Origin of the sequence: Pedobacter antarcticus (assembly GCF_900112985.1) — a bacterium.
Lineage (GTDB): Bacteria > Bacteroidota > Bacteroidia > Sphingobacteriales > Sphingobacteriaceae > Pedobacter > Pedobacter antarcticus.
The window spans coordinates 85,758-105,390 of the sequence record NZ_FONS01000013.1 but is presented as its reverse complement, the minus strand read 5'-3'; the positions used below and the strand labels follow the sequence as shown (position 1 = coordinate 105,390).

17 protein-coding genes and 5 tRNA genes are annotated in these 19,633 nt (G+C 39.6%); 18 read left to right on the top strand and 4 right to left on the bottom strand.

The features are described from left to right. The 18 genes from BM192_RS18775 to BM192_RS18690 all read left to right on the top strand — a co-directional run. Positions 1 to 269, top strand: a 269-nt coding sequence (locus BM192_RS18775) for an integrase core domain-containing protein (protein WP_074964046.1), incomplete at its 5' end; no start/stop codon positions are given. Positions 270 to 902: 633 nt separating this feature from the next. Then, positions 903 to 1,787, top strand: coding sequence for a tyrosine-type recombinase/integrase (locus tag BM192_RS18770; protein WP_037443971.1), 885 nt, complete (start codon positions 903 to 905; stop codon positions 1,785 to 1,787). A 14-nt stretch (positions 1,788 to 1,801) separates the two neighbouring features. Then, positions 1,802 to 2,149, top strand: a complete 348-nt coding sequence (gene hpf / locus BM192_RS18765; RefSeq protein WP_037443974.1) for a ribosome hibernation-promoting factor, HPF/YfiA family — start codon at positions 1,802 to 1,804, stop codon at positions 2,147 to 2,149. A gap of 175 nt (positions 2,150 to 2,324) precedes the next feature. After that, positions 2,325 to 2,397 (top strand) — tRNA-Thr (locus tag BM192_RS18760). 38 nt (positions 2,398 to 2,435) lie between these two features. Continuing rightward, positions 2,436 to 2,518 (top strand) — tRNA-Tyr (locus BM192_RS18755). Positions 2,519 to 2,529: 11 nt separating this feature from the next. Then, positions 2,530 to 2,602: transfer RNA gene (locus BM192_RS18750), tRNA-Gly, on the top strand. Between the two features lie 71 nt (positions 2,603 to 2,673). Next, positions 2,674 to 2,745: transfer RNA gene (locus BM192_RS18745), tRNA-Thr, on the top strand. A 134-nt stretch (positions 2,746 to 2,879) separates the two neighbouring features. After that, positions 2,880 to 4,067, top strand: a complete 1,188-nt coding sequence (tuf, locus tag BM192_RS18740; protein WP_037443975.1) for an elongation factor Tu — start codon at positions 2,880 to 2,882, stop codon at positions 4,065 to 4,067. Positions 4,068 to 4,144: 77 nt separating this feature from the next. Then, positions 4,145 to 4,215, top strand: a tRNA-Trp gene (locus tag BM192_RS18735). A 13-nt stretch (positions 4,216 to 4,228) separates the two neighbouring features. Further along, positions 4,229 to 4,426, top strand: a complete 198-nt coding sequence (gene secE / locus BM192_RS18730; protein ID WP_037443976.1) for a preprotein translocase subunit SecE — start codon at positions 4,229 to 4,231, stop codon at positions 4,424 to 4,426. An 8-nt stretch (positions 4,427 to 4,434) separates the two neighbouring features. Further along, positions 4,435 to 4,977: a transcription termination/antitermination protein NusG gene (gene nusG / locus BM192_RS18725; RefSeq protein ID WP_037443977.1), complete on the top strand. Its 543-nt coding sequence runs from the start codon at positions 4,435 to 4,437 to the stop codon at positions 4,975 to 4,977. Between the two features lie 77 nt (positions 4,978 to 5,054). Beyond that, positions 5,055 to 5,498, top strand: a complete 444-nt coding sequence (gene rplK, locus BM192_RS18720; protein ID WP_037443979.1) for a 50S ribosomal protein L11 — start codon at positions 5,055 to 5,057, stop codon at positions 5,496 to 5,498. Between the two features lie 23 nt (positions 5,499 to 5,521). After that, entirely contained in the window at positions 5,522 to 6,220 is a 699-nt protein-coding gene (rplA, locus tag BM192_RS18715) for a 50S ribosomal protein L1 (protein ID WP_037443981.1), read from the top strand. Positions 6,221 to 6,222: 2 nt separating this feature from the next. Further along, complete coding sequence (gene rplJ, locus BM192_RS18710; RefSeq protein WP_037443983.1) at positions 6,223 to 6,744, top strand: 50S ribosomal protein L10; 522 nt, start codon at positions 6,223 to 6,225, stop codon at positions 6,742 to 6,744. 63 nt (positions 6,745 to 6,807) lie between these two features. Next, a complete protein-coding gene (gene rplL / locus BM192_RS18705; RefSeq protein WP_037443985.1) occupies positions 6,808 to 7,182 on the top strand; it encodes a 50S ribosomal protein L7/L12 in 375 nt (124 codons plus the stop codon). A gap of 153 nt (positions 7,183 to 7,335) precedes the next feature. Next, on the top strand, positions 7,336 to 11,139 hold the full coding sequence (gene rpoB / locus BM192_RS18700; RefSeq protein ID WP_037443988.1) for a DNA-directed RNA polymerase subunit beta: 3,804 nt from the start codon (positions 7,336 to 7,338) through the stop codon (positions 11,137 to 11,139). Positions 11,140 to 11,223: 84 nt separating this feature from the next. After that, on the top strand, positions 11,224 to 15,516 hold the full coding sequence (rpoC, locus tag BM192_RS18695) for a DNA-directed RNA polymerase subunit beta' (RefSeq protein WP_037444012.1): 4,293 nt from the start codon (positions 11,224 to 11,226) through the stop codon (positions 15,514 to 15,516). A gap of 121 nt (positions 15,517 to 15,637) precedes the next feature. Beyond that, entirely contained in the window at positions 15,638 to 15,952 is a 315-nt protein-coding gene (locus BM192_RS18690; protein WP_037443991.1) for a DUF3467 domain-containing protein, read from the top strand. Here the strand turns inward: BM192_RS18690 and miaA are convergent. The 4 genes from miaA to BM192_RS18670 form a co-directional block, all read right to left on the bottom strand. Further along, positions 15,936 to 16,856: a tRNA (adenosine(37)-N6)-dimethylallyltransferase MiaA gene (gene miaA, locus BM192_RS18685; protein ID WP_037443994.1), complete on the bottom strand. Its 921-nt coding sequence runs from the start codon at positions 16,854 to 16,856 to the stop codon at positions 15,936 to 15,938. The genes BM192_RS18690 and miaA overlap by 17 nt on opposite strands. Before the next feature lie 8 nt (positions 16,857 to 16,864). Next, positions 16,865 to 17,509 (bottom strand): IS1096 element passenger TnpR family protein, encoded by a 645-nt coding sequence (locus BM192_RS18680; protein WP_037443997.1) that lies wholly within the window; start codon positions 17,507 to 17,509, stop codon positions 16,865 to 16,867. Between the two features lie 45 nt (positions 17,510 to 17,554). Continuing rightward, on the bottom strand, positions 17,555 to 18,976 hold the full coding sequence (locus tag BM192_RS18675; protein WP_037444000.1) for a CCA tRNA nucleotidyltransferase: 1,422 nt from the start codon (positions 18,974 to 18,976) through the stop codon (positions 17,555 to 17,557). Between the two features lie 66 nt (positions 18,977 to 19,042). Beyond that, positions 19,043 to 19,609 carry an L-threonylcarbamoyladenylate synthase gene (locus tag BM192_RS18670; protein ID WP_037444003.1) on the bottom strand — a complete coding sequence of 189 codons (567 nt, stop codon included), beginning with the start codon at positions 19,607 to 19,609 and terminating at the stop codon, positions 19,043 to 19,045. Between the last annotated feature and the right edge of the window lie 24 nt (positions 19,610 to 19,633).

The window sequence follows — 19,633 nt, the reverse complement described above, 5'->3', positions numbered from 1 at the left end:
GTATGACCGAGAATGGAAGTCCTTATGAAAATGCCATTGCAGAAAGGGTAAACGGGATACTAAAATCAGAATTTGATTTGCATAGCTCAAAAGTTGGTTTTAGGGAAACTACCCAAAAGATAAGAGAAAATATCCAAACCTATAATCAATTAAGGCCCCATGCTAGTTGTGATTATCTAACTCCAGAGCAGGCACACCTGAAACACGGGCCATTGAAAAAAAGATGGAAACCTAAATGGTGCAAACCAAATGAAAAGCAACTTGTATAATTGATACAGGAATAACAAATTTGCGTGTATAGTCTATCTAAAATTAATTCAGTAAACTGTATAGCCATTTCAGGATAAGACAACAGCCTGGTGAATAAACTTCTGGTCATGTCTTGTTCGGGTCTCGTTTGATTGTTCTCTTAATCTTGTTCGACTGAACTCCACACCATACCCACAAGAAACCCACACTTATCCATAGCGACCCCACAAGGTGGAGAATTATAGTCGGTTAGTTACGAGCTTTTGACTAAAACCACCAAGTAGCACTGCTTCAGAACCTGAATAACCCACCCAACTCAACTTAAGCATCTGTTTGTATCTCGTTAGAGTTTTGTTAGAGCCATGCTCTTAGTTAGCCCATTTTTTACCGGGGGTTGGCTTAACGTTTACCCATTTAGACCTCATTTAATTTAAGTCAACCTGGTAGATTTCAGAAAACAGGTGTGCATTGGCGACAAACAATACCAGATGATCCGATTAGAAGTGTAGGGTAGGCTTTAATAAAGTCAGAATGAAACTTACCGTTTCTTTATATCAATTTTATTTCTGAATTAAGAATTAATATTAACGGAGATAAATTCGTTTTTATGGACATAATTTGTACATTGATCTACGGGATAAAAAAAAGATGATATGCCAGCGGAATCCTATTTAAACTATATTGAACATGAAAAGCGGTACTCTCCGCACACATTGCTGGCTTACCGGACAGATCTGCTTCAATATATAACTTATCTCTCAGAGACACTGGAGATATTACCTGTTGATGCGAAGGCCGTACATATCAGGGACTATCTTGTTAGCCTGGTAGAAAAACAGGCGAGTCCTGGCTCGGTAGGGCGAAAATTATCTGTAATTAAAAGTTATTACAAGTTTTTGCTGCGTCGTGGGGAAGTGGTTATGAATCCGGCAAATTTGCTTCGTGCCCCTAGGATACCATCCAGATTACCTGTGTTTATTCCTGACGCGCAGATGAACAGCCTTCTTGATAGCGAAGATATTTTTTCGTCTGGTTTTGGAGGCGTCAGAGATAAGACTATTATTGAATTGCTGTTTGGTACTGGAATCAGATTATCTGAACTACTTGGTTTGCAAGATGATGATATGGACTTCTACACGGAAACAATCCGGGTTACCGGTAAGCGCAGTAAAGTAAGAATTGTACCTATGACCAGGTCGCTGATTTTGCAGGTGAAATTATATCTCACTGAAAAATCTTTGCAGAAATTTAATAACAAATGCACGACCTTATTCGTTACTGATAAAGGAAAGCCGGCGTATCCGATGTTTGTATACTTGCTGGTGAAACGTTATTTGACATATATATCCACACAGGATAAGAAAAGTCCCCATGTATTGCGTCATTCGTATGCGACCAGTCTGTTGAATGGCGGGGCAGATTTAAATGCTATAAAAGAGCTATTGGGGCATGCCAGTCTGGCTGCCACTCAGGTTTATACCCATAATTCTATTGCGAGACTAAAATCAATATATAAACAAGCCCATCCAAAGGCATAAAAAAGGAGGAAAAAATGAAAATTACAGTTCAATCAATCCATTTCAATGCAGATCACAAATTACTAGACTTCATTCAGAAAAAAGTTGACAAGCTGGATCAGTTCCATGACCAGATTATCAGTGGTGAAGTTTACCTTAAATTAGAAAATGTAGAAGATGAAGCCAATAAAATTAGTGAAATCAAACTGATAGTACCGGGCGGAATACTGTTTGCAAAAGAGCAATGCAAAAGCTTCGAAGAAGCGACAGATTTGTCAATTGAATCCTTAAGAAAACAAATAACTAAACATAAAGATAAAACTCGTGCAAAACTTTCTGAGCATAAGGTTTTAATAAATGCGAATGAAGTATCTGATTATTAGGAGTATATTTTAACAGCCTTTATCAAGAACGCCGGCAGCATTAAAACTGCCGGTTTTTTTTTGAAAATAGTTTTGCATTTATAAAATATGCTTGTATATTTGCATTCCAATTCAGAACAGGTGTTAAGCTTTGAAGAGTTGGTTTGTTCTGTGAATGTTTAACAAATAATTAAAAGCCTCCTTAGCTCAGCTGGTAGAGCAACTGACTTGTAATCAGTAGGTCATTGGTTCGATCCCGATAGGAGGCTCTCTTAGATCCGCACGAAGGTGTGGCGATTTAGAGAATGGGGGGATACCAGAGTGGCCAAATGGGACAGACTGTAACTCTGTTGTCGCAAGACTTCGAAGGTTCGAATCCTTCTCCCCCCACTTTTAAATAAGCGAAAGTAGCTCAGTTGGTAGAGCGATAGCCTTCCAAGCTATAGGTCGCGAGTTCGAACCTCGTCTTTCGCTCTGATTCAAAGAGTAGTCGGTAAGATGGTCACGAGTAATACCATACCGGTATGTCGTGAAGGATTAAATAAGCCGACGTAGCTCAGCGGTAGAGCACTTCCTTGGTAAGGAAGAGGTCATGGGTTCAAGTCCCATCGTTGGCTCAGGAATGAAAAAAAATGAAAAAGCTTTGTTAAATCTGTTAGTAAATGTGCAGAATCAACAAGGTTTTTTGTATTGAAATTGTATCAAAACAATAATTAAAAATAAAAGTTAACCTACTAATAAGTATAAAAACATGGCAAAAGAAAAGTTTGACCGCAGTAAGCCGCACTTAAACATCGGCACAATCGGTCACGTTGACCACGGTAAAACAACCTTAACAGCAGCTATCACTAAAGTGTTATCTGATGCTGGTTTATCTGAGGCGCGTTCATTTGATTCGATTGACTCTGCTCCAGAGGAAAAAGAAAGAGGTATCACTATTAACACATCACACGTTGAGTATTCAACAGCTAGCCGTCACTACGCACACGTTGACTGTCCAGGTCACGCGGATTACGTAAAGAACATGGTTACTGGTGCTGCGCAAATGGATGGTGCTATTATCGTTGTAGCTGCTACAGATGGTCCGATGCCACAAACTCGCGAGCACATTTTGTTAGCTCGTCAGGTAGGTGTTCCTTCATTAGTAGTATTCATGAACAAAGTGGATATGGTTGACGATCCTGAATTACTTGAATTAGTAGAGATGGAAGTTCGTGAATTATTATCTTTCTATGACTTCCCTGGTGATGAAATCCCTGTTATTCAAGGATCTGCATTAGGTGGTTTGAATGGTGATGCTAAATGGGTTGGTAAAATCATGGAATTAATGGATGCTGTAGATAGCTACATTCCAATTCCTCCACGTTTAACTGAGCTTCCATTCTTGATGCCTGTTGAGGACGTATTCTCGATCACTGGTCGTGGTACTGTTGCAACTGGTCGTATTGAGCGTGGTGTAATCAACTCTGGTGATCCAGTTGAGATCTTGGGTATGGGTGCAGAAAATCTTAAATCAACTGTTACAGGTGTTGAGATGTTCCGTAAGATCCTTGATTATGGTGAAGCAGGTGATAACGTAGGATTATTATTACGTGGTATTGAGAAAACTGATATCCGTCGTGGTATGGTTATCTGTAAACCAGGTTCTGTAACTCCTCACACAGATTTCGTTGCTGAGATCTATGTATTATCAAAAGCTGAAGGTGGACGTCACACTCCATTCTTTAACAAATACCGTCCACAATTCTACTTCCGTACCACAGACGTTACTGGTGAGATCTCTCTTGCTGAAGGAACTGAAATGGTTATGCCAGGTGATAACGTTACTATCAATGTTAAATTGATCAACGCAATCGCAATGGAAAAAGGTTTACGTTTCGCTATCCGTGAGGGTGGTAGAACAGTAGGTGCTGGTCAGGTTACTGAAATCGTAAAATAATTAAGCAGGCCAAAAGGCAAGCTAATTAAAATACTACAAAGTACTCAGGTGCTGAGCCTGAGTACTTTGTTTTAAACACGGGAATAGTTCAATGGTAGAATAGAGGTCTCCAAAACCTTTGATCAGGGTTCGAATCCTTGTTCCCGTGCAAAAACTTAAATATGGCTGGTGTAGTTCAATTTATTAAAGAATCGTATGAAGAAATGACCCAGAAGGTTACCTGGCCTACATGGGGAGAATTGCAAAATTCTGCAGTGCTGGTTCTGGTAGCGTCGTTTATCATTGCAATTGTTATCTTTGCGATGGATAAAGGGTCTACATTTGTGTTGGATACTTTTTATAAATCACTTTCTAATTAAATAGGTAAATGAGCGATCAGTTAAAATGGTATGTAGTTAGGGCGGTTAGCGGAAAAGAGAAGAAGGTTAAACAATACATCGATTCTGAAATTAGTCGTTTAGGGTTCTCCCACCTTGTTCCTCAGGTTTTAATACCTATGGAGAAATACTACCAGATGAAAGAAGGAAAGAAAATTGCAAAAGAGCGCAACTTCTATCCTGGTTATGTGCTTATCGAAGCTACTCTGGACGGAGAGTTAGAACACATTATCAAAAATGTAAACAGCGTTATCGGTTTTCTAGGAGATAAAGGCGGGAATCCAGTTCCAATGCGTCAAGCTGAAGTTAATCGTATTTTAGGTAAAGTTGATGAAATGAGTCAACAGGGTGAGACCATGAATGTGGCTTATTATGTTGGTGAAAATGTCAAAGTTATGGACGGTCCATTCAACGGATTTACCGGAGTAATCGAAGAGGTTAACGAAGAGAAAAAGAAATTAAAAGTTATGGTTAAGATTTTCGGTAGAAAAACCCCGCTTGAACTTAACTACATGCAGGTTGAAAAAGAATAGTTCAACCTTTATAAAATCTTAAATGTTACTTGCTTCCAACATTATAACATTGAGTATTACAATTAACAAATCAGAAAATGGCAAAAGAAGTCAGTGCGCTTGTTAAATTACAAATCAAAGGAGGAGCTGCAAATCCATCACCACCAGTAGGACCTGCATTAGGTGCTAAAGGTGTTAATATCATGGAATTTTGCAAGCAATTTAATGCTCGTACCCAAGATAAGCCTGGTAAAGTATTACCTGTTGTAATTACTGTTTATGCTGACAAGTCTTTCGAATTTATCATCAAAACCCCTCCTGTTGCTATCCAGTTAAAAGATGCAACTAAATTAGCGAGTGGTTCTGCTGAGCCCAACCGTAAGAAAGTTGGTTCGGTGACTTGGGATCAGGTTAAGTCAATTGCTGAAGATAAAATGACTGATTTAAATGCATTCACTATCGAATCGGCAATGAGTATGGTTGCCGGTACAGCACGCAGTATGGGAATCACCGTTAGCGGCGATGCACCCTGGACAAATTAATTAACAAAAAACAGTTTACAACAGTGGCTAAATTAACAAAAAATCAAAAAAAGGCACATGCTAAACTAGAATCTGGTAAAACGTATTCTTTAAAGGATGCGGCTGCTTTGGTAAAAGAAATCACTACCACCAAATTTGATGCTTCGGTTGATATCGACATCTCTTTAGGTGTTGATCCGCGTAAAGCGAATCAAATGGTACGTGGTATCGCTACTTTACCTCATGGTACAGGTAAAACTGTACGTGTTTTAGTACTTTGTAATCCTGATAAGGAAGAAGAAGCTAAAGCAGCAGGTGCAGATTTCGTAGGTTTAGACGAATATGTAGCCAAGATTGAAGGTGGATGGACTGATGTTGACATTATTATCACTACTCCTGCTTGTATGGCAAAAGTAGGTAAACTGGGCCGCGTTTTAGGTCCACGTAACCTTATGCCAAACCCTAAATCAGGAACTGTAACCAACGAAGTTGGAAAAGCAGTTACTGATGTAAAAGGCGGTAAAATTGATTTTAAAGTTGACAAAAGTGGTATTATACACGCTTCAGTAGGAAAAGTATCATTCCCAGCAGAAAAAATATATGAAAATGCATTAGAAGTACTTCAGGTAATTTCTAAGCTAAAACCATCTGCTGCTAAAGGAACTTATTTTAAGAGCATTCATGTTTCTTCTACAATGAGTCCTGGGATTGCAATCGAAACTAAATCAGTAGCAGGGATCTAATTATGAACAGAGAAGAAAAACACGAAGTAGTTTCGGCTCTTCAAGAGAAGATGCAGGAATTTGGTAATTTTTATATTGCCGATACATCAAGCTTGTCTGTTGAGAAAGTTAACAACATCCGTCGCAAATGTTTCGAAAGCGGTATTGAAATGCAGGTTGCTAAAAATACTTTAATCAGAAAAGCGATTGAAGGATTAGAAGGCGATAACTCAGATATCTTTGCAGCTTTAAAAGGTCAGTCGGCTTTATTATTCTCAAAAACTGGTAATGGTCCGGCTAAGCTGATCAAAGCCTTGAGAAAAGGTTCTGACAAACCATTATTGAAAGCAGCTTATATTGACACTGCTATCTTTGTTGGAGATGATCATTTAGATGCCCTGGTTAGCTTGAAATCAAGAGAAGAGTTAATCGGAGATATCATTGGCTTGTTACAATCACCAGCTAAAAATGTTATTTCAGCATTGAAATCTAGTGGCGGTAAAATCGCAGGAATTGTTAAAACTCTTCAGGAAAGAGAAGGTTAAGGAACACCTCATAAGTTCTATAAATTAATATTATTTTACGTAAAATTTTAAAAACTCTATACAATGGCAGATTTAAAAGCGTTTGCTGAGCAATTAGTAAACTTAACAGTTAAAGAAGTTAACGAATTAGCTCAAATCCTTAAAGACGAGTATGGTATCGAACCAGCTGCTGCTGCAGTTGCTGTTGCAGGTCCTGCTGGTGATGCTGCTCCTGCAGCTGAAGAAAAAACTTCTTTTGATGTAATCCTTAAAGAAGCTGGTGGTCAGAAATTAGCTGTTGTTAAGTTAGTTAAAGACTTAACTGGATTAGGCTTAAAAGAGGCAAAAGACTTAGTTGATGGTGCACCAAAAGAATTAAAAGTTGGCGTTACTAAAGACGAAGCTGAAGCTTTGAAAAAACAATTAGAAGAAGCTGGAGCTGTAGTTGAGGTTAAGTAATCACTTAATTTCAATATAAATTAAACATAGACTCCGACTATATAGTCGGAGTCTATACCTGTTTATATACATTTCATCTAAGTTTGGTTGGTGAAATGTCTCACGGCAAACCAAACAAATAGTTTATTCTTAAACTAAATTAACTTTAGTACCTTGGCAAATAAAGTCGACCAAAGAGTAAATTTTGCACGAAGTAAGCACATCATCGATTATCCCGATTTTCTTGATGTACAGTTGCAATCATTCAGAGAATTTTTTCAGATAGAAACTACATCAGACAACCGTCACACTGAAGGGTTGTTTAAAGTATTTGCTGAAAATTTTCCAATCACTGATTCCAGGAATATTTTTGTTCTGGAGTTTCTTGATTATTTTATTGATCCACCGCGTTATGATATACCAGAGTGTATTGACCGTGGGTTAACTTATAGTGTTCCGTTGAAAGCTAAATTAAAGCTTTCCTGTAACGACGCGGAGCACGAAGATTTTGAAACCATTATTCAGGATGTATATCTGGGTACTATTCCATATATGACCCCTAAAGGTACATTTGTGATCAATGGTGCTGAACGTGTTATTGTTTCCCAGTTGCACAGGTCACCAGGTGTGTTCTTCGGCCAGAGCCGTCACACTAACGGTACCAAACTGTATTCTGCACGTGTTATTCCTTTTAAAGGATCATGGATCGAATTTGCTACTGACGTAAATAACGTCATGTATGCATATATTGACCGTAAGAAAAAGTTCCCTGTTACCACACTGCTTCGTGCAATTGGTTACGACTCTGATAAAGACATTCTGGAACTGTTTGATCTTGCCGATGAGGTTAAGGTTAGCAAATCTGGTCTGAAAAAATATATCGGTCGTAAACTTGCTGCAAGGGTACTGAGAAAATGGGTTGAGGATTTCGTTGATGAGGATACCGGTGAGGTAGTTTCAATTGATCGTAACGAAGTGATTCTTGACAGGGATACTGTTTTAGAAGACGAACACATTGATATGATCATTGATGCCGGCGTAAAAACTATCATCTTATCTAAAGATGATGGTGCAAGTCAGGCAGATTATACAATTATATATAATACTTTACAAAAAGATACATCCAACTCTGAAAAAGAGGCTGTGGAAAACATCTACCGTGCTTTGCGTAATGCAGAACCACCTGATGAGGAAACTGCAAGGGGTATCATAGAGCGTCTGTTCTTCTCGGACAAACGTTATGATCTGGGTGATGTAGGTCGTTACAGAATCAACCGTAAGTTGAAGATGGATACTCCTGATCACGTAAAGGTATTAACAAAAGCAGATATCATTGCGATTGTTAAATATCTGATTAAACTGATCAACTCTAAAGAAGAGGTCGATGATATTGACCATTTATCAAACCGTCGTGTCCGTACCGTAGGTGAGCAATTATACGCTCAGTTTGGTGTCGGTCTTGCACGTATGGCACGTACTATCCGTGAACGGATGAACATTCGTGACAATGAGGTATTCACACCAACTGATTTGATTAACGCCCGTACTTTATCGTCGGTTATTAATTCATTCTTTGGTACGAACCAGTTGTCACAGTTTATGGACCAAACGAATCCACTGGCGGAGATTACGCACAAGCGTCGTCTGTCAGCCTTAGGGCCCGGTGGTCTTTCTCGTGAGAGAGCTGGTTTCGAGGTACGTGACGTTCACTATACTCACTATGGAAGGTTATGTACGATTGAGACTCCTGAGGGACCAAATATTGGTCTGATCTCCTCTCTGTGTGTACATGCCAAGATCAATACTTTAGGTTTCATAGAAACACCTTACAAAATTGTAAGAGATGGTATTGTTGCTGTTGACGAAGACGTTATCTATTTATCTGCTGAAGATGAAGATGGTAAAACTATCGCACAGGCAAATGCTGAGTATGATGACAAAGGTAACTTTACAACTCCACGTGTTAAAGCACGTTATGAAGGTGACTTCCCGATTATCGAGCCTGAGAAATTAGACTTGATGGATGTTGCTCCAAATCAGATTACCTCTATTGCAGCTTCATTGATTCCTTTCTTGGAGCATGATGATGCGAACAGAGCCCTGATGGGATCCAACATGCAGCGTCAGGCAGTGCCTTTATTACGTCCTGAAGCACCGATCGTTGGTACAGGACTGGAAGGACGTGTAGCGCGTGACTCCAGAACGCTGATCAACGCCGAAGGTGATGGTGTTGTAGAATATGTTGATGCTAATGAAATCACAATCAAATATGTCAGAAATGATGGAGACCGTCTGGTTTCATTTGAAGGTGATAGCAAAACTTATAAATTAATCAAATTCAAAAAAACCAATCAGAACACTTGTATCAACTTAAAACCTATTGTTAAAAAAGGCCAAAAAGTTGTTAAAGGTCAGGTGCTTTGTGAAGGTTATGCGACTGAAAATGGTGAATTAGCCCTTGGTCGTAATCTAAAAGTGGCATTCATGCCTTGGCAGGGATATAACTTTGAGGATGCGATTGTAATCAGCGAGCGTATCGTTCGTGAGGACATTTTCACTTCACTTCATATTGAAGAATTTGAACTGGAGGTTCGTGATACTAAACGTGGTGAGGAAGAACTGACACCAGATATCCCTAACGTTTCGGAAGAAGCGACTAAAGATCTTGACGAGAATGGTATCATTCGCGTTGGAGCTGAAGTAAAAGAAGGTGATATTCTGATCGGTAAAATCACACCTAAAGGTGAATCTGACCCTTCTCCGGAGGAAAAATTATTACGTGCGATCTTTGGTGACAAAGCTGGTGACGTAAAAGATGCATCCCTTAAAACTCCGCCTTCAATTAAAGGTGTGGTAATTGATACCAAATTATTCTCAAGAGCTAAAAAAACTACAAAAGCTGAAGAAAAAGCAGCGATTGAAAAATTAGATAAGAGATATAATCTGGCTACAACCAACCTGAAAAATGAACTTGTTGACAAACTTTTCCAGATTGTTAACGGTAAAACTTCTCAGGGAATTTATAACGTCTATAAAGAACTGTTGTTCCCTAAAGGCGCCAAATTCACTCAAAAAAGTTTAGCTGACCTGGAGTTTGCGCACATCAACCCATACAAATGGACAACTGATGATGATAAAAACGATCAGATCAAATTATTGATTCACAACTATGGTATTCGTGTAAACGAAGAACTTGGAGCGTACAAACGCGATAAGTTTGCGATTAGTGTGGGTGACGAGCTGCCTTCAGGTATTGTTCAGATGGCTAAAGTATATGTAGCTAAGAAACGTAAGTTAAAAGTAGGTGATAAGATGGCTGGTCGTCACGGTAATAAGGGTATTGTAGCCCGGATTGTTCGTGATGAAGATATGCCGTTCCTGGATGATGGAACTCCTGTTGATATCGTGTTGAACCCACTGGGTGTACCTTCACGTATGAACTTAGGTCAGATCTATGAAACAGTACTTGCTTGGGCTGGAAAAGAACTAGGTGTAAAATTTGCAACTCCGATCTTTGATGGTGCTAAACATTACGAGGTAGAAGAATGGATTGCTAAGGCTGGTGTTCCAGCTTCAGGTAGAACTTATCTGCATAACGGTTTAACAGGTGAGAAATTTGATCAGCCGACTACAGTAGGTATTATCTATATGCTGAAACTTGGTCACATGGTTGATGATAAGATGCACGCCCGTTCTATCGGTCCGTACTCATTAATTACACAACAGCCGTTGGGTGGTAAAGCTCAATTCGGTGGTCAGCGTTTTGGTGAGATGGAGGTTTGGGCATTAGAGGCATTCGGTGCTGCTAATATTCTTCAGGAGATCCTGACTGTGAAGTCGGATGATGTTATCGGAAGAGCTAAAACTTATGAAGCCATCGTAAAAGGTGAGAACCTGCCTACGCCTGGTGTACCTGAGTCATTCAATGTACTGGTACATGAGCTGCGCGGCTTAGGTTTAGATATTACGTTAGACTAATGTTGAATTTTTTAATGTCGGAACGGCAGGGGCAACCCGATGCCGTTCCGGCTTTTTAAATTTTCAAATTCAAACAACAGAGCTATGTCTTACAAAAAGGATAATAAATTAAAAAGCAATTTCACCTCGATTACCATTAGTTTGGCGTCGCCGGAGGCTATTTTAGAGCGCTCTAGTGGTGAGGTGTTAAAACCTGAGACTATTAATTACCGGACTTACAAACCTGAACGTGATGGTTTGTTCTGCGAGCGTATTTTTGGTCCGGTTAAAGATTACGAATGTCATTGCGGTAAATATAAACGTATTCGTTATAAGGGTATTGTTTGTGACCGTTGTGGTGTTGAGGTAACGGAGAAAAAAGTACGTAGAGAACGTATGGGGCACATCAATTTAGTTGTTCCTGTTGCGCATATCTGGTATTTCCGTTCATTGCCTAATAAAATCGGTTATTTACTAGGACTTCCTACAAAGAGATTAGACCTGATTATTTACTACGAGCGTTATGTAGTTATTCAGTCTGGCTTAATGGAAGAACAAGGTATTCAGTATATGGACTTCTTAACAGAAGAAGAGTACCTGGATATTTTGGATAAATTACCAAAAGAAAATCAATATCTGGATGATAAAGATCCTAATAAATTCATCGCCAAAATGGGTGCTGAAGCGTTAGAGGATTTATTAAAACGTATCGATTTGGATGCTTTGTCATACAATCTGCGTCACCAGGCTGCAACTGAGACTTCTCAGCAACGTAAAAATGAAGCTTTAAAACGCTTACAGGTTGTAGAGGCTTTCCGTGGTGCAAGAACCCGTATTGAAAATAATCCGGAGTGGATGATCATCAAGATCGTTCCCGTTATTCCACCTGAATTGCGTCCATTAGTACCACTTGAAGGTGGTCGTTTCGCGACTTCAGATTTAAATGATTTATACCGTCGTGTAATTATCCGTAACAACCGTTTAAAACGTTTGATCGAGATTAAGGCACCGGAGGTAATTTTACGTAATGAGAAAAGGATGTTACAGGAAGCTGTAGATTCTCTTTTCGATAACTCACGTAAAGTTAACGCAGTAAAAACTGAAGGTAACCGTGCCCTGAAATCCCTTTCTGATATTCTGAAAGGTAAACAAGGTCGTTTCCGTCAAAACTTACTGGGTAAACGTGTGGATTATTCTGCGCGTTCTGTAATTGTCGTAGGTCCAAACCTGAAGTTACATGAATGTGGTTTACCTAAAGATATGGCAGCTGAGCTGTTCAAACCGTTTATCATTCGCAAGATGATCGAGCGTGGTATCGTTAAAACAGTAAAATCTGCTAAGAAAATTGTAGACAGAAAGGATCCTTTAGTTTGGGATATCCTGGAGAATGTTTTAAAGGGCCATCCTGTGTTACTTAACCGTGCGCCAACGCTGCACAGATTGGGTATCCAGTCCTTCCAGCCTAAATTGGTTGAAGGTAAAGCGATCCAGTTGCACCCATTAGTGTGTACTGCATTTAACGCGGATTTTGACGGTGACCAGATGGCTGTGCATTTACCTTTAGGTCATGCTGCAATTCTGGAAGCCCAGGTACTGATGCTTGCTGCACACAATATTCTAAACCCTGCGAATGGTACGCCTATTACGGTACCGTCTCAGGATATGGTTTTGGGTCTTTACTATATTACTAAAGGCCGTAGAACTGACGAAGGTCGTGTAGTTAAAGGACAGGATTCTTCTTTCTATTCTCCGGAAGAAGTTATCATTGCCTATAATGAAAAACGTATTGACCTGCATGCCTTTATTAAAGTAAAGGTAAATGTGAAGGGCAATGACGGAATTATTGTAAATAAACTTACTGATACAACTGTTGGACGTGTACTGTTTAATCAAATGGTACCTGAAGAAGTAGGTTATATCAATGAGTTGTTAACTAAAAAATCCCTGAGAGATATCATCGGTGATGTTGTTAAGGTAACTGGTATGGCACGTGCCTCAAGGTTCCTTGATGATATTAAGGAATTAGGTTTCCAGATGGCATTCCGTGGTGGTCTTTCCTTTAACTTACAGGATGTTAATATTCCTGCTGAGAAACAAATTCTGTTAGAACAGGCGTCTGCAGAAGTTGAAGAGGTTAGAAATAACTACAACATGGGTTTCATTACTAACAATGAGCGTTACAATCAGATTATCGATATCTGGACTCGTATTAATAACCGTTTAACATCATTCGTGATGACGCAGTTATCGAGCGATAACCAGGGCTTTAACTCTGTATATATGATGCTTGACTCTGGTGCCCGTGGTTCCAAAGAGCAGATTCGTCAGCTTTGCGGTATGAGGGGACTGATGGCTAAGCCTCAGAAATCTGGTTCAGGTGGTGAAATTATTGAAAATCCAATTCTTTCAAACTTTAAAGAAGGACTGTCGGTATTAGAGTACTTTATCTCTACCCACGGTGCGCGTAAAGGTTTGGCGGATACGGCATTAAAAACGGCAGATGCGGGTTATTTAACGCGTCGTTTACATGATGTAGCACAGGATATGATCGTTAATGCAGAAGATTGTGGTACGCTGAGAGGTATGTACACAACTGCATTAAAAGATAATGAAGATATCGTAGAGCCGTTATATGACAGATTATTAGGTCGTATTTCACTACATGATGTTTTCAATCCGCTTGATGGTGAATTGTTAGTTGGAGCTGGTCAGGACATTGATGAAGATATCGCTAAGGCTATTGAAGAATCTCCTTTAGAAGGTGTTGAAATCCGTTCTGTATTAACCTGCGAAAACAAACGCGGTGTTTGTGCACTTTGCTATGGACGTAACCTTGCAACAGGTAAACGTGTTCAAAAAGGTGAGGCTGTCGGTGTAATTGCTGCTCAGTCAATCGGTGAGCCGGGTACACAGTTAACATTACGTACGTTCCACGTCGGTGGTACAGCTTCCAATATTGCTGCAGAATCTCAGATCAATGCTAAATTTGATGGTATCATCGAATTTGAAAATGTTCGTACTGTAGCGAATGATACTGGTGAAGAAGGTGTTAAACAAATTGTACTTGGACGTTCCGGCGAATTTAAAATCGTTGAAGAAGGTACTGGTAAAATAATCATGACCAACAATATCCCTTATGGTTCATTCCTTTATATTGAGGAAGGTGCTAAAGTTTCAAAAGGTGATAAGATCTGTTCATGGGATCCATACAATGCGGTTATTATCTCTGAATTTGCTGGTAAGATCGAATTTGACGCAATCATTGAGGGTGTAACTTTCCGTGAAGAATCTGATGAGCAGACTGGTCACCGTGAAAAAGTGATTATTGACACCCGTGATAAAACTAAGAATCCTTCTGTAAGGGTATTAGATAAAAAAGGTGAGTTGATCAGACAATACAACATTCCGGTAGGAGCACACGTTTCAATTGATGATGGAGATGCTGTGAAAACTGGTCAGATCTTGGTTAAGATTCCTCGTGCAACTGGTAAAACAAGGGATATTACTGGTGGTTTACCACGTGTAACGGAGTTATTCGAAGCGCGTAATCCATCTAACCCTGCAGTTGTAACTGAAATTGACGGTGTGGTAACACTTGGTGGTGTGAAACGTGGTAATAGAGAGATGACTATCGAATCAAAAGATGGTGAGATCAAAAAATACCTAGTTCCATTGTCTAAACACATCCTTGTTCAGGATAATGACTTTGTAAAGGCTGGAATGCCTTTATCTGACGGATCTATTTCTCCTGCTGATATCTTAGCGATTAAAGGACCTGCTGCTGTACAAGAGTATCTTGTAAATGGTATTCAGGAAGTTTATCGTCTTCAGGGTGTGAAGATCAATGATAAACACTTTGAAGTGATTGTTCACCAGATGATGCAGAAAGTTCATATTGAAGATCCGGGAGATACTACATTCTTAGAGAATAATTCTGTAGATCGTTGGGACTTCATGATTGAAAATGATGAGATCTATGATAAAAAGGTAGTAGTTGAGGCAGGTGATTCCAATACGGTTAAACCAGGTCAGATTCTGTCTATGCGTAAACTAAGAGATGAAAATTCTCAGTTAAAACGTAAAGACCTGAAACAGATTGAGGTTCGTGATGCGAGGTCTGCAACTGCAAGTTCAGTACTGCAAGGTATTACCCGTGCTTCATTAGGTACCAAGTCATTCATTTCAGCTGCTTCCTTCCAGGAAACAACTAAAGTATTGAACGAGGCTGCTATCGCAGGTAAGCGTGATAATATGCTGGGACTGAAAGAAAACGTTATCGTAGGTCACTTAATTCCTTCGGGAACAGGTGTACGCGGATACGAACGTATTATTGTAGGTTCTCAGGAAGAATACGATAAATTACTGGCTTCTAAACAAGAAGAAGAAGTTGATGCATAATTATCTCCAGTAGAGAAAAAAGAGGGTGCCTGAAGAGGTACCCTCTTTTTTTTGTTAACATTTAAGCTAATTTTTTAACGTTAATTACCACTAAATCCAGATAAAAAGGTACTTTTGCTATATGGAAAATCAACCAAATGCCACCCAGCTTAATATTGAGCTGTCTGAGGAGATAGCTGAAGGTATATTCTCAAATCTTGCGATAATTACCCACTCTAATACTGAATTTATAGTTGATTTTATTCGCGTGATGCCCGGAATTCCAAAAGCTAAAGTGAAGTCCCGAATCATACTTACGCCTGAACATGCCAAAAGACTAATGACAGCATTAGAGGATAATATAGAAAAGTTCGAGAATATTAATGGCAGAATTAAATCACCGGATGAGAATGAAGGTTTTCCAATGAATTTTGGTGGCCCTACTGCGCAGGCTTAGTTAGCTGCTCATTAATCAGTGAGATAACAGCATTATCATTTCCCGGTTCAAACCAGTTAATTTCGGAGTCTCTGCGGAACCAGGTTAGCTGTCTTTTTGCAAACCTCCTGGTATTTTGTTTAATCTGTACAATTGCGTCTTCTAATGTAATTGCACCATCAAGGTAGCGGAAGAATTCTGCATAGCCGACTGTTTTTAAAGCATTCAGTTCACGGTAATCTGTCAAACCTATTACTTCGTCAAGAAGACCCTGGGCTATCATCAGATCAACTCGTTTATTGATTCTTGCGTAAAGATTAGCCCGTTCTGTATTCAGGCCGATCTTGATAATCTGAAAAGGCCTTTCTTTTTTAGAATTCGTCAGGTAAGACGAAACTTTGCTTCCTGTAGAGAGGAAAAACTCTAGTCCCCTGATCATTCGCTGAGGATTGGACTGATCTATTTTTGCATAATATTCAGGATCGGCAGCGGATAGCTGCTCGCGTATGGAATCTAGTCCCTGTTGCCTAAAAAGTGTATTTAACTCTTCCCTGATCTTCATATCCGTTTCAGGTAGTACATCAAGACCTTTGGTTACTGCATCCAGATATAATCCAGAACCGCCTACCATAATCGCAAGGTCATTAACTTTAAATACTTCCTCAAGCGTTTGCAATGCGCTGATCTCGAAATCTCCTGTACTAAAGAAATCGTGTATAGAATGCGAATCGATAAAATGGTGTTTTGCGGCAGCGAGTTCAGTCGCATCCGGTTTTGCGGTGCCAATGGACATTTCTTTGAAGAATTGCCTTGAATCTGCGGATAGAATTTCAGTTGCGTAATGGCGGGCCAGGGTAATGGCAAGAGCTGTCTTACCAATGCCCGTAGGGCCCGCAATAACGATAAGTGTTTTATATAAGGCCATATATTGGCTTAATAATCCTCTTTGCTGTCGTAGTCTTCAGCATCATAATCATCTCCGGAAGAAAACTCATCTTCTTCCGACTCGTCTTCATGATCATCACTTTTAGATGAAGTAGAGATACCGCGACCATCCATAGCTTCCAATTCTTCTGTATCTTCAGGTACAAAGTCCATTTCATTCAGGAAATCAAAGTCGGTTGAGACTGCAGCCGTAGTTGTTGCTGCCGTAAAATTATTAGCATCAAAAATTTTAGGCGCTTCTCCAATACTTTTAAAAAGCACAGGATACTCAATATTGGCATCTGCCTGTAGAATAATCTTAACCAGTTCGACATGGAAGTCATAAGGGCGGTCAAAATTATATATATAATAAAATTTTTGGTGTGGGTCTTCAATAAAGTTGCTCAATCTTGATTTCTCCATGGTAGCCACGCCTCTGTCTACTTTTTTCTGGTTAGGCAGGTATGCAATTTCGTCACCTTTTATCCAATGGTCTGAACTCACATAAAAAGACGAAGATTTTTCAGAATTATATCCTGTAGAGCGGTGTAGGGCCTTATGTAAATCCTCAAAAGTTTGATTGGATTTAATATCGATTTCTCTGATCACTTCATCGTAATCATCAAAAGTAAGTCTGAATCTATAAATTGCCATTGTTAAGCTGATTTTCGATCTATAAAATTATAAAAATTAAATATATTAATTAGCAGAATCCGGGGTTCTGACAGGACTAAGACCGAACTCTTTTCCCTTTTTTAGCATAAAAGCTAGGGCGTCACTATAAGAATTGGTTATATCACCTTCCAGAATCGCTTCGCGGATTGCATTTTTTATCAGTCCGACCTCTTTTCCGGCGGGCAGACCAAAATAGTCCATAATATCCTGACCCGTTACCGGAGGTTGCCAGTTCCTGATTTTATCCCTTTCCTCCACATCTTTCAATTTCTGTTTAACCAGTTCAAAATTGTTTCGGTATTTCTTTACCTTATATTCATTTTTAGTGGTCACATCTGCATTACAGAGAAGCATGAGACTTTCGATATCGTCTCCGGCATCGAAGAGCAGTCTCCTTACCGCAGAATCGGTTACGACCTCTTGTGCCAATACAATTGGTCTCAAGTGCAGCTGAACCAATTTCTGAACAAACTTCATTTTTTCATTCAGCGGAAGTTTTAATTGAGCAAAAATTTGAGGTACCATTTTCGCTCCCCGGTCCTCATGCCCGTGAAACGTCCAGCCTTGTTTTTCTTCGAAACGTTTAGTGGGCGGTTTTGCAATGTCGTGTAAAATCGCTGCCCACCTTAACCAGAGGTCTGAAGTCACTGTACAGATATTATCCAGCACCTGAAGCGTATGATAGAAGTTATCTTTATGACCTTTACCCTTAATGATCTCTACACCATACAAATTTGCCATTTGCGGAAATATCAATTGGAGTAAACCTGTATTAAATAAATGTTTAAATCCTATAGATGGAACCGGTGCGCTGATAATTTTATTCAGTTCGTCGGTGATACGTTCTTTTGAAACAATGCTGATCCGGTCTTTTTGACTTGCGATAGCTGCCAATGCAGACTCCTCTATTTCAAAATTTAACTGGGTTGCAAAACGGATTGCGCGCATCATACGCAACGGATCGTCTGAAAAGGTAAGCTCCGGATCCAGTGGAGTACGAATGATTCTTCGTTCCAGATCTTCCTGTCCCATGAAAGGATCTACCAGTTGTCCAAAGTTGTTTTTATTTAATGATAAAGCCAGTGCGTTGATGGTGAAATCCCTTCTTAGCTGATCGTCCTGTATAGAGCCGTTTTCTACGATGGGTTTTCTGGAATCAGCCCGGTAAGATTCTTTTCTTGCCCCTACAAATTCTATTTCAAGATCCTTGTAACGTAACATAGCAGTCCCAAAGCTCTTGAATACGGAAACTTTGCTTTTCAGCTGTTTGCCGCTGAGTTCTGCAAATTCAATTCCGTTCCCCAATACAACGATATCAATGTCTTTGGAAGGCCTGTTCAGAAATATATCCCTGACATAACCACCGATCACATACGCCTCAATGTTATTTTCAGCAGCGATATCGGCAAGGATATTAAAAACAGGGTGTTCTAGATTATTTTTCAATGTGTATATAATTGTTTACCCGGTCAACCCCAGAAAGGTTAAATGGATTTGCAAAAGTACAAAAACTTACTTCCTTATGAAGGAAAATTGACCTGATGGTCCCAGTTTCATGATTGTTGATGGTTTGCGCTGAGTTCTGTTTTCCTGTTCCCAATCGACCACATGGTCGACACCATTGATAATTTTTTCCTCAATCTCATCAAAAAAAGCAGGGGAAGGGTGGCCGGAAATATTAGCGGAAGTAGACACAATAGGCTTACGGAATCGTTGAAGCAGCGACTCGACAAACTCATGTTTTGCAATACGAATGCCAATTGATCCATCGGAATTGATCACGTTCGGCGCCAGATTTTTTGCGCCGGAAAAAATGATTGTCAGTGGGTTTTCCGCGTATTCAATCAAATCATAAGCCACTTCAGGTACCTCTTTTACATAACTCTGCAGCTTATTATCATTGTCCAGTAGAATAATGAAACTCTTATCCTGACCACGTCCTTTCAGCCTGCTGATTTTGTCGACAGCTTCCGGGTTCGTTGCATCACAGCCCAGACCCCAGATTGTATCAGTAGGGTATAGGATTATTCCACCATTTTTAAGCACAGTAAGTGCCTTTTCTATTTCCTGCTTTAACATAATATGCGAATTTATTAAATATTC

Excerpts from the sequence above, each read along its gene's own strand:
- BM192_RS18770 (WP_037443971.1), top strand. The coding sequence starts at position 903 with ATGCCAGCGGAATCCTATTTAAACTATATTGAACATGAAAAGCGGTAC.
- hpf (WP_037443974.1), top strand. The coding sequence starts at position 1,802 with ATGAAAATTACAGTTCAATCAATCCATTTCAATGCAGATCACAAATTA.
- tuf (WP_037443975.1), top strand. The coding sequence starts at position 2,880 with ATGGCAAAAGAAAAGTTTGACCGCAGTAAGCCGCACTTAAACATCGGC.
- secE (WP_037443976.1), top strand. The coding sequence starts at position 4,229 with ATGGCTGGTGTAGTTCAATTTATTAAAGAATCGTATGAAGAAATGACC.
- nusG (WP_037443977.1), top strand. The coding sequence starts at position 4,435 with ATGAGCGATCAGTTAAAATGGTATGTAGTTAGGGCGGTTAGCGGAAAA.
- rplK (WP_037443979.1), top strand. The coding sequence starts at position 5,055 with ATGGCAAAAGAAGTCAGTGCGCTTGTTAAATTACAAATCAAAGGAGGA.
- rplJ (WP_037443983.1), top strand. The coding sequence starts at position 6,223 with ATGAACAGAGAAGAAAAACACGAAGTAGTTTCGGCTCTTCAAGAGAAG.
- rplL (WP_037443985.1), top strand. The coding sequence starts at position 6,808 with ATGGCAGATTTAAAAGCGTTTGCTGAGCAATTAGTAAACTTAACAGTT.
- rpoC (WP_037444012.1), top strand. The coding sequence starts at position 11,224 with ATGTCTTACAAAAAGGATAATAAATTAAAAAGCAATTTCACCTCGATT.
- BM192_RS18690 (WP_037443991.1), top strand. The coding sequence starts at position 15,638 with ATGGAAAATCAACCAAATGCCACCCAGCTTAATATTGAGCTGTCTGAG.
- miaA (WP_037443994.1), bottom strand. The coding sequence starts at position 16,856 with ATGGCCTTATATAAAACACTTATCGTTATTGCGGGCCCTACGGGCATT.
- BM192_RS18680 (WP_037443997.1), bottom strand. The coding sequence starts at position 17,509 with ATGGCAATTTATAGATTCAGACTTACTTTTGATGATTACGATGAAGTG.
- BM192_RS18670 (WP_037444003.1), bottom strand. The coding sequence starts at position 19,609 with ATGTTAAAGCAGGAAATAGAAAAGGCACTTACTGTGCTTAAAAATGGT.